The organism is Phytohabitans flavus, from assembly GCF_011764545.1.
Taxonomy (GTDB): domain Bacteria; phylum Actinomycetota; class Actinomycetes; order Mycobacteriales; family Micromonosporaceae; genus Phytohabitans; species Phytohabitans flavus.
Map to the genome: position 1 here is coordinate 241,672 of NZ_AP022870.1, position 15,644 is coordinate 257,315.

The window sequence follows — 15,644 nt, forward strand, 5'->3', positions numbered from 1 at the left end:
AACGGCTCACCGGATGGTCAGGACCGTCGCCTCCTCGTGTACCGCCGTGGACACGTCGAAGCGGGCCGCGAGCATCCGCGCCGCGTAGTCGAGGTCGTCGACGAACGGCACCGGCAGCATCGACGCGGCGTCGGGCGCCGAGTGCGAGGCGACCAGCACGAGCCGGTCGGCCTTGCGCAGCCCCTTGGTGACCAGCAGGCTCAGGTCGTCCGGCATGAGGCAGCGCCACAGGTCTATGTGGATGAACTGGGCGAACTGTCCGGTACGGAAGTCCTGAAGCATCAGGCCGAGCCGGTGCCAGTTCGTCTCGTCGATCGGCGCGTCCTGGTCGAACGTGTGCGAACCGGTGCCGAGCGGCAGGCGCGACACCCCGTACCCCGCGATGAGCGTGCGGTCCGCGAGCCCCGCGCGGACCTCGGCCGGCAGCACGCCGGGACGCCCCAGCCCGGCCCGGCGGCAGGCGGCGACCGCGTCCGAGTAGAGCCGCACCTTGCCCATCACCTGGCCGAGCGTGGCCGGGCTGTGCATCGCCTCGAAGTCGTAGCGGGGGTGCTTGCGGGCGATGTACCGGATGTTGTCGAGCGTGCCGAGCAGCTCGCCGGTCGGGCGGTAGTGCGGCATGTGGTACGAGATGGCCAGCGGGTCGCGGGCGAAGAGGTCGGGCGGGCAGCCGTGGTGGTGGAAGACGCGGTAGAACAGCTCGCTGTCCTCCAGGCCCCACTTGACGATCGCCTCGTCGAAGCCGCCCACCGCCTCGAAGGTGGCCCGGTCGACCGAGGCGTTGTGGGTGAAGCCGAGCAGCCACGGCGCGCGGGCGAAGTCGAGCCGGTGTTGCGGGTGGGCGGTGTGCCCGTCGCGCGGGTCAGCCCGGTACGCGTCGAGCATCGCCGGGGTGGGTGACTCGCCGCGCAGCAGCGCGCCCGCGCCGGCCCAGTCGATGTCGAACCGCTCGCCGAGCAGCACGCCCGGGCGGCCCTCGCGGCCGTCGTGGTACGCCGCGTGCCGCTCCAGCAGCGCCGGGTGGGCGACCGTGTCGGCGTCGACGAACACCAGCAGGTCGGCGCTCGCCCGGGCCGCTCCGGCGTTCCGCCCGGCCGAGCGGCCGCGGTTGTGCTCGGCCCGCACACAGGTGACGTTGAGCCGGTCGGCGTACTTGTCGACGGCGGGCGCCAGCGGCACCGGCGAGCCGTCGTCGTTGACGATCACCTCGAAGTCGCCGGCCGGCATGGTCTGCCGCGCCAGCCCGCCGAGCGTCAGGTCGAGCAGGGGAGCGTTGTTGTACGCCGGTACCACAACGCTCAACCGGAACCGACACATATGGTGCACCCGCCTCTCCTAGCCATGGGCGCCCAGCGATCGAGAGGCTAATTCGGCCGGCTCTAGGATCGGTCGGAATCCGGTCTGGTCGTTGATCGTGGTCGATCCCTGGTTGCTTAGCACACCCATCGAAAGATTTGGTGAAGTCTATTTACTGTTAGGTTTGTTTACCTTATGTTGATGGGCATCAACCCGAGCGGATCCCCCGAAACAAGGAGGATTTCATGCGAAGAGGCATCACCCTCCCACTACTGACGGTCGCCGCGATCGTGGCCTCGCTCTTCGTGGCCATCTCGCCGGCGCAGGCGCACGGGTACATCTCCTCGCCGGCCAGCCGGCAGGCGATGTGTGCCCAGGGTCGGGTCGCCAACTGTGGCGACATCGTCTACGAGCCGCAGAGCGTCGAGGCGCCAAAGGGTTCCATGCAGTGCAACGGCGGCGGCACCCGGTTCGCGGTGCTCAACGACAACAGCCGCAACTGGCCGACCACCTCGGTGGGTCAGAACGTGACGTTCAGCTGGGTGCTCACCGCCCGGCACGCCACCAGCACCTGGGAGTACTTCGTCGGCGGCACGCGCATCGCGGTGTTCGACGACGGGGGACGCCAGCCGGCGGCGAACGTCTCGCACAACGTGAACCTGGGCGGGCGCACCGGCCGGATCACAGTGCTCGCCCGGTGGAACATCGCCGACACCATCAACGCGTTCTACGCCTGCGTCGACCTCCAGGTCGGCGGGGGTGGCGGCAACCCGCCGCCGACCACGCAACCGCCCGCCCCGGCGTGCGGCAACGCGTGGAGCGCCAGTGCCGTCTACACGGCCGGCGCGCTGGTCTCCCACAACGGCCGCCGCTGGCAGGCCCAGTGGTGGACCCAGGGCGAAACCCCAGGAACGACCGGTGAGTGGGGCGTCTGGCGCGACCAGGGCGCCTGCGGCTGACCCTCTCTCCAGTTGATCAGGGAGTTCGTGCGCGTGTCGCCGGGCATGTCACGCCACGAACTCCCTGATCAACCCCCCACCCACTTCGCGCGGAGGCTAGCCATGCGGCGGGTTTTGGTGGTTTTGGTTTTTGTCTTGGGGGTTGTGGGGCGCCGGCTGCCGTGGCGCCGGTGGCGCCCGCGGCTACCAGTGCGGCCGTCGCTTTGCCGGCCACTGTGGACGGTGCGCGCAACGCGACCGACGTGATGTTCCTCCAGATGGTGCTGGCGCACCACGAGCCGGCCGCCGCGCTGCTGGAGCTGGGGCAGAGCAAGGCGACCCGGGCGGACGTACGCGGGCTGGCCGGCGACCTGGCCACCGCGCTGGCCGCCGAGACCCGCACGATCACCGGGTGGCTCGAAGCGTGGGGCGAGCCGCTGGTCTCCACCGCGCACGCGGACGCGCACGCGGCGCACGGCGGGCTGCCCGCCCTGGGCGACAAGGAGATCGCCGAGCTGGGACGGACGGGCAGCGCCGAGTTCGACACCGCGTTCCTCAACATGCTGATCGGGCACCAGCACGGCGCCGTCGAGCTCGCCCGGATGGAGGCGACAAGCGGGCAGAACCCGCAGGTCAAGGAGCTCGCCAAGCGCACCGACGAGACCACCCGGGCGCAGATCCAGCAGCTGCTGCGGATGGTCGCGGGCTGAGGCTCACCAGTTCGAGTTCGTCACCCCCGTACCAAGGATGATCTGGTCGAACTGGTTCCCGTCGTTGTCGTCGGTGTACGCGACGCTCACCTCGGACCACGGCGACACCGCGACCGCGATCTGCTCCTGCCGCCCGGCGGTGGCCTGGCTGAGCACCTGTGCGCCCAGCCGCCCGGTACCCGTACCGTCCGGGTTGCGGCCGGCGATCCACACCTGCGGGTCGGTGCCGCCGACCGTCCAGGCCAGCGCGACGTTCCCCTGGTCGTCGATGCCGATGCCGGGTGCCACACCCGCGCCGGACGAGACCTGCACCTCGGCGTGCCGCGCGGTACCGGCGGCGGTGAAGGAGCTGGCCCACACGCCGCGCGTACCCGTGTGGTCGGACTCCCACGCGACCGCGAAGTCGCCGTTGAAGCCGGCCGCCACCGCGGGCCGTTGCTGCTGCCCGTCCGCGATCGAGTTGGCGGCCCGGCGGGAGAGCGTGACCGCGCCGTTGGCCCGCGCCAGCCGGGTGAGGCCCACCTGGTCGAACCCGTTCGCGTCGGCGTCCTCTTCCCACACCACGAGCGCCTCGCCCGAGGGGAGTACCGCCACGTCCGGCCGGCGGTGGTCACCAGCGGTCTGGCTGGCCACCACCTCGTACGCCTTCGTGGTCGCGGCGGTGTAGCCGGAAGCCCGTACCGTCGCCGGGTTTGTGCCCTGGATGTCCTCCCACACGACCGTGAACGCGACCGCTGTGGTGCTGCCGGGCACGCCGTCCGGGTCGACCGAGACCTTGGGGAAGACCTGCTGGCCGTCGGTGCTCGCGTTGGCGCGGCCGGAGGCGAGCACGGTACCGGTGGGCGAGATCACGCGGTAGGGGATGTTGTAGAAGCCGTTGCCGTCCGGGTCGTCCGCCCACACCACGACCGCGTTGCCCCGGTCGTCGAGGCCCACGTCGGGCGTGATGTGCTTCCACGCCACGCCGCTCGTGCCGCCGGCGGAGAGCTTGAGCTCGTACACCGGTGTGCCGTTGGTGAAGAGCCGCAGGAAGATCTCGGAGTGCGCGTCGTCGGCGGGGCCCGTGCTGTCGCGGTCGTCCTCCCAGACGACGGCCACCTGGCCGCTGCGGTTGGCCGCGATCGCAGGCGCATCCTGGTCGCCGGTGGCCACGCTGTTGGCCGTCGACCACGAGACGGCTTCAATGCCCAGCATCAGGATGGCGGTCGCCATCGAAACAATCGACATGTCACACCGCCTGGAGGCCGGGCCGGCCGTCGAGGATGACGAACGAACGCAGCGTCGAGACCGCCGCGCCGTGCTCGGTCACGTTCGCCACCGTGCGGAAGTCGGCCCGCACCTGGGTACGGGAGATGGTCGTGCGGGTGTACCCGCGGCGGTCCGAGTGGAAGCGCAGGTGCGGGTTGGTGGCCACGTTCGGGATCGTGGTGCTACCCGAGCCGTTGCCGCCCGACGTGATCGAGGTGCACACCAGCTCGGTCCCGATCGTCGCCGAGCCGGGGTTGGCGTAGTCGGCCTTGAGGTCGTTGGCCCAGGCCCGATGTACGTCGCCGGTGAGCACGAGCGGGTTGCGTACGGCCCGCTGCACCCAGCCCTGCTGGATCCGGGAGCGGGACGCCCGGTAGCCGTCCCACGCGTCCATGCTCGCCGCTCCGGAGGAGTCGTACTGGCGGGCGAAGAAGACCTGCTGCCCGAGGATGTCCCAGGTGCCGGAGTGCTGTGCGAGCCCGTCGAGCAGCCACGTCTCCTGGGCCGAGCCGGTGAGCGAGCGGGAAGCCAGGTCGGCGTCGGCGCACACCTTCCACCCGTCGCCGCACGCCTGGTCCGAGCGGAACTGGCGGGTGTCGAGCATGTGGAACGTCGCCAACTGTCCCCAGTGGACCCGCCGGTACAGCGGGATGCTGTTGCCGCTCGGCGCGGACGAGGGGCGCAGCGGCATGTTCTCGTAGTAGGCGCGGTACGCGGCGGTGCGCCGGGCCGTCCACTGTGCCGCGGTCAGCGCCGGGCTGCTGTCCGCGCGCGTGTTGGTGGCGTAGTTGTTCTCCACCTCGTGGTCGTCGGGCACGACAAGCCACGGCGCGGCCGCGTGCGCGGCCTGGAGGTCGGGGTCGGACTTGTACAGCGCGTAGCGCCGGCGGTAGTCGGCCAGCGACACGATCTCGGCGCCCACGTGCTGCCGGATCGACCCGGACGAGGCGCCGCCTTCGTAGATGTAGTCGCCGAGGTGCAGCACGAGGCCGGGCGAGTCCTCGGCCAGCCGCCGGTACGCGGTGTAGTAGCCGGACTCGTAGTGGGCGCAGGAGGCGAACGCCATCACAAGGTCGCGCCCGAACGTGCCGGCGGCCGGCGCGGTGCGGGTCCGCCCGACCGGCGAGATGTGGCCCTGCGCCCGGAAGCGGTAGAAGTAGTCGGCGTCCGGCGCGAGCCCGCCGGCCACCACGTGCACGGAGTGGGCGTCGGCGTAGCGGGCGGTCACGGTGCCGGAGGCGACCAGCGTCGTGAACCGGTCGTTGGTCGACACCTGCCAGTCGACGACCACGTCCGCGTTGGCCATGCCACCCTGCCCGTCGGCGTTGAGCGGGGTGGGGGCCAGGCGGGTCCACAGCACGACGCTGTCGGGCGCCGGCTCACCCGACGCGACACCGAGCTTGAAAGGGAACGGGACGGCGGCGGATGCCGCCCGGGCGGGGAGAGCCGCAGCGCCGGTGACCGCGAGTCCACCGAGGACGAAGGTCCGGCGGGAGAGGTTCCTCATGGTCAACACCTTGATGGACATGGATGAATGCCACGAGGCCCGTCGATTAACCCCAGACCGGCACCGCCTGACCTGCCGTCTGATCTGGCGAACGCGGCCGGGCCGTGCGGGACTGCCCGCGCGGCCCGGCCGATCCCCCGTTGCGGTTCAGTTGGTCACTTCAGCTCGACCGAGGCGAGGTCGATGACGCCCACCCAGCTGGTCTTGATCGGCTTGAGCCGTTCGGAGATGCCGGACTGCTGGGACACCGCGACGATCGGCATCGCCGGCACCTCGGCGTCCACGATCTTGATGGCCTCGGCGAACTTGGCGTGTGCCGCTTCCTCGCTCGGCGCCTTCGTACCCTCCGCGTACAGCCGGTTGACGTCGGCGTTGTCGTAGAGGCCGTCGTTGGAGGCGGCCGCCTTGACGTACAGCGGGCCGATCCAGTTTTCCCCGTCGGGGTAGTCGCCCTGCCACGCGGCCCGGAACGGTCCCTGCATCTTGCGCGCGTTGACCTGCTGCCGGAACGTGTCGAACGTCGGGATGCCCTGCGCGATCGCGTCGATCCCGAGGGTGTTCTTCACGCTCTGCGCGACCGCCTCGATCCAGTCCTTGTGGCTGGAGTCGGCGTTGTAGTAGAAGACAAGCTTGCCGCTGAACCCGCCGGCCTTCTGGAGCAGCGCCACCGCCTCGTCCTTGTTGTAGGCGCAGGCGGTGCAGGTGTACTGGTCGGTGCCCGGGGTGCCGGGTGCGGCCCAGCTGGTGGCCGGCGTACGCGTGTTGAAGAAGATCTTCGAAGCGATCTCCTCGCGGTTGATGGCGAGCGAGATGGCCCTGCGCACGTCCGGGTTCTTGAAGCGCGGGTCGTAGATCGGGAACGTGATGATCTGCACGACCGGGATGTCGATCGCCAGCGCCCGGTCGCCGAGGTCGGACTTCCATCGCTCCCCGGCGAGGCTCACGACCGGTACCTGCTGAAGGAAGTCGAGGTTGTTGGACTCCAGGTCGGCGTACGCGGCGGTGTCCTCCTGGTACAGCTTGACCCGCACCTCCTTGACCTTGACCTTGTCGCCCACCGTGTAGTCGTCGAACCGGGCCAGCTTGATCTCGACGTTGTCCTGCCAGGACACGAACTTGACCGGCCCGTTGCCGATCGGGTTGCGCCCGAACTTGTCCGGGCCCTGCTCGAAGAAGGCGGCCGGCATCGGCGAGTACGCCGAGAAGCCCAGCTTGGTCTTGAAGATGGAGAACGGCGCCTGGAGCTTGATGGTGAACGTGTGGTCGTCCACCACCTTGAGCCCGGACATCGTCTGCGCCTTCGGCTCCGGCGCCTTCTGCGGGCCCTCGCCGTCCGGGTCCTCCGGGTTCACCTCGGCGAAGCCCTCGATGTCGCCGAAGAAGCTGGCCTGCTGCTGGCCGTTCGTGGCGAGGGCGGTGAAGTTCCAGGCGTCGACGAAGCTCTTCGCCGTCACCTCGGTACCGTCGTGGAACTTCGTGCCCTTCTTGATCTTCACGGTGTAGTTCTGCGAGTCGGCCGTGTCGATCGACTCCGCCACCGCGTTCTGCGGCTCGCCGCCGCCCGGCGGGTACGTGATCAGGCCGGTCCACAGGTGGTCGAGGATGTTGCCACCGCCGGTCTCGCTCGTGTTCCCCGGCACGAGACCGACCTCCGGCTGCGTGCCGTTGATGGTGATGGTCGCGTTGGCGGTCGCATCCGGGTCTCCGGTATCCTCACCACCACTGCTGCACCCCGCCGCGACGAGCGATAGCGCCGCGACGGCGGTGAGCGCGAGCGCATGCTTCGACCGATGCATCTTGTGCACCATGCCGACTCCCTCCCTGATTCAGCCCGCAGTGGATCGCGCCGCGCAGGGGGTATCAGCGCAGCTGGCGAGCGTTATGTGATCTATGTACGCAGGTGGGCCCTGCTGTCTTTCTGATGGACGCCCGAGCCCGTCGGCCTGGTTGTCGCGGTTTTCCGGGAGAAGGGCGGGATGTGTCAGTGGACACACCGACGGCGGAGATCGATATCGACGCAACCCTGGTCGACAGGCTCGTCCGGGCGCAGCACCCCGACCTCGCCGGACCGTTGCGACTCGTCGCGAACGGCTGGGACAACGTCATCTACCGGCTCGGCGCCGGCATGTGTGTACGGCTGCCGCGGCGGGCCGTCGCCGTCGACCTGATCCACCACGAGCAGCGCTGGCTGCCCGGTATCGCCGAGCGGACCGGCCCCGTCGTCCCGGCGCCGGTGCGGGCCGGCACGCCCGGTGCGGGGTTCCCGTGGCCGTGGTCGATCTGCCCGTGGTTCGAGGGACGGCCGGCCGCGGACGTGCCGCCGGCCGAGCGCGCGCCGGCCGCGACCGACCTGGCCGAGTTTCTGGCCGGCCTGCACACGCCCGCGCCACCGGACGCACCGCACAACCCGTGGCGCGGCGTCCCGCTGACCGACCGGTACGCGGCGGTAAGCGAGCGCCTCGCCGGCACGCCCGACCTGGGCGCGCTCTGGGAGCGTCTCGTGGCCACGCCGGCCTGGGCTGGCCCGCCGTACTGGCTGCACGGCGACCTGCACCCGGCCAACCTCGTGCTCGCGCCGTCCGGTCCGGGCAGGCTCGCGGCGGTCATCGACTTCGGCGACCTCACCTCGGGCGACCCGGCGGCCGACCTGGCGACGGCGTGGCTGACCTTCGACGCCGCCGGCCGGGCCGCGTTCCGCGCCCGCTACGACGCGCTGACCGACATCGACCCGGACACGTGGGTACGGGCCCGCGGCTGGGCGCTGAACCTCGCGACCGCGTTGGGCCTGCACTCCGACGACAACCCGCGGATGGCCGCGATCAGTGCGCACGCCCTCGCGGAGGTGCGGTAGCCGGCTTTCGCAGCACCGCGACGAGCGAGATGGCGGACACCACGGCCCAGGTGCCCTCCAGCAGGAGGAAGCCCCAGGAGTGGTGCCGGAGCGCGATCACCGCGAGCACCGCCGAGCCGGCGAGGTTGAGCAGCAGGTAGGGGAGGGATCGTCCGTCGAGGCGGCCGAGCTGGGCGCCGGCGAACGCGGACAGGATCAGCAGCGAGCCGCCGATCTCGATGAAGCTCAAGAGAGTCATGGTCGTCTGCGCGCCGTCTTTGCCTGGCCGGGTACGGCAGCGCTCTCGTCCGGGGCGGTCGCGGTGTGGCGCCGCCAGCTCATAGCCTAGCCCGCGCCGCTCAGCCTTGCCCGACCACCGCGTCCGGCGTCGGGCGCGTGCCCGCCGCGAACGCGACGAGCTCCGCCTCGCCAAGCCCGATTTCCGACTGGACCACGAGCGTCCGCCCGTCGGCCAGGTCGACGGTGAGGATCGACGCCTCGGACCGGATGGCCAGGAAGCCGGTACGCGCGCCGACCGCCACCGGCCGGCCGCTCGGCATCACCTCGGCGGTATCCGAGAGCATCACCGTGAGCTTGCCGGAGAAGCCGTGGCTCGGCGGCGCGCTCTCCGGGCGGAACGACACCGAGGCGCGGCTCACCACGTCCGGCACGGTGCCGGGCGGTACGGCGTCGAAGGTGAACGGCCACCGCACCGGCACGGCACCGGGGGTGAGGCCGGCGGCGTACCCGATCAGGGCCTCGCGGGTCACCTGCCGGTCCGCCTCCACCCGCAGCCACCGGCCGCCCGTCTCCTGCCAGGTGAGCACGAAACCGGTCGAACCCAGCTCGAGCGACGCCTTCCGGTCGCGCACCGCCACGGCGTACGACTTCGGCTGGGCGTCCCACCGTGGCGTGGCCGGACGCCCGTCGAAGACCGCGACGGTGAGCCAGTGGTCCGCACCGCCGTTGTACCGCAGCGTGGGCTGGCCGGCGGAGAGCTCCGCGATCGGCTCGCCGTAGCCGGGCAGCGACACCCCCGGCGTGAACGGGAAAGGCGGCACCGGCTCCGGCGTCCGGGGTGCGGCGACCTCCACAGTGGACCCTGGCTCGGGGGTCCACGACCGTACCGCCGGCACCGCCAGCAGCACGGCCGCGGCCGCCACCGCGACACCCGCCGCCTGCACGCGGCGGCGTCCCCGGTGCGCCCGGCCGCGGGCCGCCCGCAGCAGGTCGGCGGAGGCCCCGACCTCGGCGGCGCGGTCGGTGAGCGTCACGCGCACGAGGTGCTCGATGTCATCCACTGTGATCCTCCGCGGTCAGGTGCGCCGAGAGCCGCGCCCGCAGCGTGCCGAGCGCCCGGAACGCGTGTACGCGCACGGTCGCCGGGGCGCAGCCGACCAGGTCGGCGATCTCGGGGTCGGGCAGGTCGAGGTAGTACCGCAGGACGAGAACCGCCCGTTGTACCCGGGGAGTGTGGCGAGCAGCGCCCACATCTCGTCGCGTACCGCCACCTGGTCGGCCATCAGCCCCCGGTCGGGGTGCTCCGGCACCTCCGCGACGATCGCCTCGGTGCTGGCCCGGCGGCGGCGCCACGACAGGTACTGGTGCAGGATCGCCCGCCGCACGTACGCCTCGGGCGGCTCGGCGCGCGCGATCCGGCCCCAGCGGCGGTACACCTTGGCCAGCACCTCTTGGAGGATGTCCTCGGCCAGGTGCCGGTCGCCGCACATGAGGTAGCCGAACCGCAGCAGCGCCGGGCCGCGTGCGGTCACGAATTCGTCGAACGAGATCATCGCCCTCCCCACCGATACACGTGGTCGGGCCTCCGATCCGTTTCAATCCGCAGGTCAGCGGTGGTGTGCCGGGCATCACGGCTCCTCCGGGACCGGGTCGTCGTACGAGCCTGCCGGCCCCTCGTAGAGCCGCCCGCCGCGCAGTGGCCACGCGAACGCGACGCAGCCGTGCAGGCCGAGCGTCTGCTGCTGCATCACCGGCGCGGGCCGGCCCGGGCCGGGGCACTTCTCGTGGCCGTGGCCGAGGCGGTGGCCGACCTCGTGGTTGACCAGGTACTGCCGGTACTCCTCGAGCGGTGCGCCGTACCGGGGCACGCCGTGCACCCAGCGCGCGACGTTGAGCACGACCCGTTCGCCGTTGCGGCACGAGGTGTAGCCGTCGTCGCCGGGGCAGAGGTCGTCGCGCGTGCCCGGGGTGGTGAGGTAGACGGTGAAGTCGTAGGGCGAGCCGTTGGGGACCCGCTGGAGCCGCCACCGCCCGTCGCCGGTCCAGCTCCGCGGGTCGGCGAGCGTGCTGGTCACCGCGCTCGCGAACGCGTCCGGCTCGATGTTCCGGATGCCCCGCTCCACCGCCACGCGGTACCGCATCAGCTGGCCGGACCGCCCCGCCACCGGACCGCCGCCGGCGGCGAACCGCCACGTCCCGTCGCCGCGCGCCGGATAGGTGATCTCCGGCGGCGGCGGCGGTGTGGGCGAGACGCTCGGGGGCGGCGCGAGGGATCGCGATGGTGGCGCCGGCGTGGCTGGCGCCGCGGACGGGATCGCCGACTCCGGCAGCCCGGCCCGGACGGCGAGCGCACCGGCGAGCACCACCCCGCATGCCACCACGGCCACCGCGATCCGTCCACCCCGCATGCCTTGATCACGACCTGGGGAGCGGGTCCCGTTTCAGGATGGGCGGGGTGGTGTGCCTCACTCTTCGAGGAACGGCACCACGGTGTCGAGGAAGCGGGCCGGCACGCTGGCGTGCACGCGGTGGCCGACCGGGATCGTGACGAGTCGCCCACCGGGCAGGCGTGCGGCGAACTCGTACATGATCCGGTGCGGCAGGTGGCTGCTCGGGCCACCGGAGATCACCATCGTGGGCTTGCTGACCTCGTCGGCTCGGACCCACCACTGCGGGTCGGGCGCGTTGAGCTCCTCGACGATCGCGGTGCGCGCCTCGAAGTCGTACGACACCGGACCGTCCGGCCGCTCGGGCATGGGCAGGTCGGCCGGCACCGGCGGCGGCGCCTCTTCGAGCACCAGCCGGTTCACCCGCTCGGGACGTTCGAGGGTGAGCAGATACGCCACGGCGCCGCCCATGGAGTGACCGACGAACGACGCCCGCATCAGCCCGATCTCGTCCATCAGCGCGAGCGTGTCGTCGCGCATGAGCTCCAGCGAGTACTCACCGGGCCACTCGCTCTTGCCGTGCCCGCGCAGGTCGGGCGCGTATACGGACCAGAACTCGGCCAGACCCGGCGCCACGTCGTCCCATGTAGAGGAGTCGCTGCCGCCGCCGTGGAGCAGGATGAGCGCGTCGCGCTCCGGCGAACCCCAGCTTCGGTAATGCAACCGCACCGCCGTCACGCGCCCCAACCTAACGCACGGGTACGGTCGTCCGGACCGTCGCTCCCGCGGCCTCACCCTCCGCTGTTTCACAACCCCGCCCCGCCTCTGGGCATTCGGCGGACCGTCGGTGGGCCGCCAGCCGGCGGGGCTCTGGAGCTGGGCGCACCGATGCGCCCGCCCCGGACCGGGGGCGGGCACCCCGCCGGGTCCTCCCGGCACTGCCGACTCATCCGGCCCTGGCCAGACCGGGCCGCCGCGTGGTCGCCCCGGCGCGTCAGCGCCCGGGATCGATCCAGGCCCGATTTCCGCCGCCCGCGTCGCGGCCATTCGGGGGAAGCAGAGCAAAGACGCCTGCGGGCTTGGACCGCGGACCTGGCAGCGTTGGTCGGGGCTTTCGGCGAGCGCCAGCGAGCCGCCGACCTGCGCGGTGCCCGCGGGAGCATGCGGTCTGCGACTGACGCGGACGGGGGCAAATACATGTCTCAAGAGAATGTGACCTCGAACCTGAAAGATCTTTAGTCGTGGTCAATCCTCGGATCTCAGGCCGAGCAGTCGAACCTCCTCCACGTCGAGCGCCGACTCCAGCTCCCGCATCACCGTGTCGTCGATCTCCCTGGCGTTCCGGAGCCGGGTGAGCTCCTTCCGCTTGGCTCCGAGCAGGCCGAGGCGGAGCTGGCGGGTCATCTCCTGCTGCTGGGTCGTGTCCTCGTCGCTCGCGCTTCGAATGTCGTTGAGGTGGTCCTCGTACTCGGCGCTGAGCCGGCTGACGGCATCCGGCGGCGCGCCGACATCGGCGGCCACCTGGGGGAGCGCACGCAGTGCGGCCTCGGCGGCGAGGAGTTGGGCACGCCGTGCCTCTTCCTCGGCTTCGCCGTCCGGGGTCAACCTCGCCCAGGTGGTGACCAGGGGCAGGGTGATGCCCTGGACCAACATGATCAGCACGATGACGACGACCGTGACGAAGACGATCAGATCGCGCTCCGGGACCGGGGTGCCGTGGGAGGTGGTGACGGGCACGGCCAGGGCGGCGGCCAGGGAGACCGCACCGCGGAAGCCGGCCCAGCCGGCGACGGTCCGCGTCCGAAAGTCGAAACGGCGTGCGCGGCTGGAAGGGCGCCGATCGATCGCCTGTAGGCCGCCGACGGCCAGATGCAGCCAGACCATCCGGGTGAGCACCACCACCGCGGCGATCGACACCGCGATGCCCAACGACTCCGCCGGCGAGTGGCTGGTGATCGCCCTCAGCGAATGAGGCACCTGCGTGCCGAGCAGCACGAAGAGGCTGCCGTTGAGCATGAAGGTGAACAGGTCCCAGAACGACAGCGCGACGATCCGGGAGCGGGCCCGGATCACCTGCGGTGCGGCGTAGGCGATCAGCAGCCCGGCCACCACGACGGCCAGTACGCCGCTGCCGTTCAGCAGCTCCGCCACCAGGAACGCCACCACGGGGGTCAGGATGCTCAAGCCGCCCTCGATCATGGCGTCGTCGACGCGTAGCCGTATCTTGATGATCACCAGGCCGACCAGCAGACCGACCAGCAGACCGACCGCGGCCGAGCCGACGAACTGACCGAACAGGCTGACCGGCCCGGGGAACGAACCGCCCGCGATCACCCCGACCGCGACGGCGAACACCACCAGCGCGGTGCCGTCGTTGACCAGGCTCTCGGCCCGCAGCGTGGTGAGGATGCCGCGTGGCATCCGCTTGGCCAGGCCGGCGACCGCGGCGGCGTCGGTGGGGCCGAGCACCGCGCCGAGCACCCACGCCGCGGTCGGCGAGACACCCATCGCCTGCGCGGCGAACGACACCGTGGCCGTCGAGATCAACACGAGCAATACCGCGAGCAGGGTGATAGCCGCGAAGTTGTCCCGGAGCTGGCGCAGGCTGATCACGAGGCTCTCGCGGTAGAGAATCGCCGGAAGGAAGAGCACCAGCACCACGTCGGGCGGGAGCGATATGTGGTCGAACGGCGGCACGAGCCCGATCACCCCGCCCAGCGCGATCAGCAGGACCGGCGGCGCCACGCGGTAGCGACCACCGACGATGGTGCCGACCACCACGGTGAAGCCGAGCACCGCGATCAGCAAAAGCCCTTCCACGTCGCGCTCCCGTCACCCGTCACCGCCGCAGAGGCCATACGCGTATCGGCCATATCGTGATATGCCTGATACGCCAAGCGGGGCGGAACGGCGGGGAAACCGCGGGCTGGTGTCCGGACCTCAGCGCAGTCGCGAGCGTGCCGTCGGGGTCAGGCGGAGCGTCTGGACCGGCTTGGCTAGCCAGTCGTCCAGCGGGGGTGAGACCGGAAGCGGGTCGGCGGGGGAGAAGCGGGAGAACCAGACGTACACGTGTTCACCCGTACGGACCGGCAGTGCCGGGAAGGTGTTCTCGGCGTACTCGGTCTCGAAGCAGGCGATCACCGGCTGCGTGGGCGCGACCTCGGCTGCGAAGAAGTCGCGGAAGTCCTGCGTCACCGGGGCCGGGAGATAGGCGATCGACGCCGTGAAGAGCGTCTCCGGCACCTCGACCGTCCCCTGTGGAGGGCGCTGCGCCGGCAGGTCCCAGAGCGGGCCGGCGGGCCTCAGTAGCAGCACGTCGTCCGAGTCGATCATCGTGGCGTTGGCGGCGTCGCGGTGGGCCCGCCACACCGGGCCGCCGTAGAAGGCGGACAGCGAGGCCGCACGCCACGCCATGTCGGGGAAGCCACGCACCCACACGAAGTGGTCCGGCCGGTCCTCGTCGCGGAACTGGCCGTCGACCCGCATCCCCGTCTCCTCCTGGCTCTCCAGGAACTCGCGGTCGAAGAGGTCGACGAGCGTCTCCCGCTTGCCGGGCCACAGGGTGTACTGGCGCAACTCGTAGATCATGGCCGTGGACGGTACTGGGGGCGTACGACAGTGCCGTTTGACAAATCGTTTTGCACAGCGCACGATCGCCGGTACCACGATGTATGCATGCATGGAAATGGATAGCTTCCGATGAAGAGCGGCCGCACGTCGTCCAGCGTGGAGAAGGCGTTCGAGCTGATCGGCGCGGTATCCGAGGCGGGGCGGGCCGGCCTCACCCTGGGTGAGCTGGCCGGGCGGGTGGGCATCGCGGTGAGCACCACCCACCGGTACGTCACGACGCTCCTCGAGCTCGGGGTGCTGGACCGGGACGCGGCCGGCAACTTCCACCTCGGCATCACCCTCTTCTCGCTGACCGGCCAGCATGTGCACGGCGACGGGCGTGGCCCACGCCAGCCCGTCCGTGATCCAGGAGGCGGGCCGCCTAGGTATACCTAGGCGTGCTTGTGTGGTCCGGGCCACGTCTCTAAGGCTCCATAGGCCCTGGCTAAGGCAGCCGCCTGGCCAAGATAGGTAAGCGCTCCCGATGTGGTCACTCCCCTGCCCGCCGAAAATTGACACATCAGCGGTTCACCGGGAAAGACACCAAAGGGAGACGGAATCATGATGATGCACCCGGACCTCGTCCTGGCCCAGGCGAACGACCGTCAGCGCGAGCTGATCGCCGAGGCCGACCGCGAGCGCCTGCTCGCCACCGCCCGTGAGGCTCGCCGCCGCCGCCAACCGCGCCAAGAGGCGCCGGTGCGCGGCCAGCCTGTGGCGATGCCAGCTCGGTAAATGATCGGGGGACGACGCGAGCCGCACCGGCAGGTGCGGCTCGCGTCGCTGTATCCGGCGTGGACTTTTCGCCACACGAGCGAAAGTTCGGGTCATGGCGCTGGAAAGTATGGACACATCTAGGTCTACCAATTAATGTGACGA

At 70.9% G+C, this 15,644-nt stretch carries 16 protein-coding genes and 1 pseudogene; 5 read left to right on the forward strand and 12 right to left on the reverse strand.

Annotated elements, in window-relative coordinates:
• Positions 1 to 6: 6 nt before the first annotated feature.
• Positions 7 to 1,293, reverse strand: a complete 1,287-nt coding sequence (locus tag Pflav_RS01080) for a glycosyltransferase family 2 protein (protein ID WP_232072587.1) — start codon at positions 1,291 to 1,293, stop codon at positions 7 to 9.
• A gap of 248 nt (positions 1,294 to 1,541) precedes the next feature.
• On the opposite strand from Pflav_RS01080, the gene Pflav_RS01085 reads away from it, so the two are divergent.
• Positions 1,542 to 2,255 carry a lytic polysaccharide monooxygenase gene (locus tag Pflav_RS01085; RefSeq protein ID WP_173032996.1) on the forward strand — a complete coding sequence of 238 codons (714 nt, stop codon included), beginning with the start codon at positions 1,542 to 1,544 and terminating at the stop codon, positions 2,253 to 2,255.
• Between the two features lie 170 nt (positions 2,256 to 2,425).
• The gene (locus Pflav_RS01090; RefSeq protein ID WP_173032997.1) at positions 2,426 to 2,944 is read left to right on the forward strand and encodes a DUF305 domain-containing protein; all 519 of its coding nucleotides are present in this window, start codon (positions 2,426 to 2,428) and stop codon (positions 2,942 to 2,944) included.
• A 3-nt stretch (positions 2,945 to 2,947) separates the two neighbouring features.
• Here Pflav_RS01090 and Pflav_RS01095 read toward each other — a convergent pair whose 3' ends face one another.
• The 3 genes from Pflav_RS01095 to Pflav_RS01105 all read right to left on the reverse strand — a co-directional run bounded on the left by Pflav_RS01095 (position 2,948) and on the right by Pflav_RS01105 (position 7,507).
• A complete protein-coding gene (locus tag Pflav_RS01095) occupies positions 2,948 to 4,156 on the reverse strand; it encodes a hypothetical protein (protein ID WP_173032998.1) in 1,209 nt (402 codons plus the stop codon).
• A gap of 16 nt (positions 4,157 to 4,172) precedes the next feature.
• Positions 4,173 to 5,699 (reverse strand): alkaline phosphatase D family protein, encoded by a 1,527-nt coding sequence (locus Pflav_RS01100; protein WP_173033000.1) that lies wholly within the window; start codon positions 5,697 to 5,699, stop codon positions 4,173 to 4,175.
• Between the two features lie 155 nt (positions 5,700 to 5,854).
• Positions 5,855 to 7,507, reverse strand: a complete 1,653-nt coding sequence (locus tag Pflav_RS01105; RefSeq protein ID WP_232070899.1) for a peptide ABC transporter substrate-binding protein — start codon at positions 7,505 to 7,507, stop codon at positions 5,855 to 5,857.
• A gap of 176 nt (positions 7,508 to 7,683) precedes the next feature.
• Here Pflav_RS01105 and Pflav_RS01110 point away from each other — a divergent pair, with 176 nt between their 5' ends.
• A complete protein-coding gene (locus Pflav_RS01110; RefSeq protein ID WP_232070900.1) occupies positions 7,684 to 8,550 on the forward strand; it encodes an aminoglycoside phosphotransferase family protein in 867 nt (288 codons plus the stop codon).
• Here Pflav_RS01110 and Pflav_RS01115 read toward each other — a convergent pair.
• The 8 genes and pseudogenes from Pflav_RS01115 to Pflav_RS01145 all read right to left on the reverse strand — a co-directional run bounded on the left by Pflav_RS01115 (position 8,519) and on the right by Pflav_RS01145 (position 14,744).
• Entirely contained in the window at positions 8,519 to 8,779 is a 261-nt protein-coding gene (locus Pflav_RS01115) for a CBU_0592 family membrane protein (RefSeq protein ID WP_377309745.1), read from the reverse strand. The two genes, Pflav_RS01110 and Pflav_RS01115, sit on opposite strands and share 32 nt — an antisense overlap.
• Positions 8,780 to 8,888: 109 nt before the next feature.
• Positions 8,889 to 9,830: a hypothetical protein gene (locus Pflav_RS01120; protein WP_173033006.1), complete on the reverse strand. Its 942-nt coding sequence runs from the start codon at positions 9,828 to 9,830 to the stop codon at positions 8,889 to 8,891.
• Positions 9,823 to 10,122, reverse strand: coding sequence for an RNA polymerase sigma factor (locus Pflav_RS48320; RefSeq protein WP_415624368.1), 300 nt, complete (start codon positions 10,120 to 10,122; stop codon positions 9,823 to 9,825). Before Pflav_RS48320 ends, Pflav_RS01120 begins: the two co-directional genes overlap by 8 nt.
• A 41-nt stretch (positions 10,123 to 10,163) precedes the next feature.
• Positions 10,164 to 10,322 (reverse strand): annotated as a pseudogene (locus tag Pflav_RS48325) (sigma factor); the annotation flags it as partial.
• A gap of 75 nt (positions 10,323 to 10,397) precedes the next feature.
• Entirely contained in the window at positions 10,398 to 11,177 is a 780-nt protein-coding gene (locus tag Pflav_RS01130; RefSeq protein ID WP_173033008.1) for a DUF3152 domain-containing protein, read from the reverse strand.
• 57 nt (positions 11,178 to 11,234) lie between these two features.
• On the reverse strand, positions 11,235 to 11,894 hold the full coding sequence (locus tag Pflav_RS01135; RefSeq protein WP_173033010.1) for an alpha/beta fold hydrolase: 660 nt from the start codon (positions 11,892 to 11,894) through the stop codon (positions 11,235 to 11,237).
• Between the two features lie 507 nt (positions 11,895 to 12,401).
• Complete coding sequence (locus tag Pflav_RS01140) at positions 12,402 to 13,976, reverse strand: Na+/H+ antiporter (protein WP_173033012.1); 1,575 nt, start codon at positions 13,974 to 13,976, stop codon at positions 12,402 to 12,404.
• A gap of 120 nt (positions 13,977 to 14,096) precedes the next feature.
• Entirely contained in the window at positions 14,097 to 14,744 is a 648-nt protein-coding gene (locus tag Pflav_RS01145) for an NIPSNAP family protein (protein WP_173033014.1), read from the reverse strand.
• Positions 14,745 to 14,855: 111 nt separating this feature from the next.
• Between Pflav_RS01145 and Pflav_RS01150 the strand changes: the two genes are divergently transcribed.
• Together Pflav_RS01150 and Pflav_RS01155 are read left to right on the forward strand one after the other, a co-directional pair.
• On the forward strand, positions 14,856 to 15,161 hold the full coding sequence (locus Pflav_RS01150) for a helix-turn-helix domain-containing protein (protein WP_173033016.1): 306 nt from the start codon (positions 14,856 to 14,858) through the stop codon (positions 15,159 to 15,161).
• Positions 15,162 to 15,326: 165 nt separating this feature from the next.
• Positions 15,327 to 15,500: a hypothetical protein gene (locus Pflav_RS01155; protein WP_173033018.1), complete on the forward strand. Its 174-nt coding sequence runs from the start codon at positions 15,327 to 15,329 to the stop codon at positions 15,498 to 15,500.
• Positions 15,501 to 15,644 lie beyond the last annotated feature (144 nt).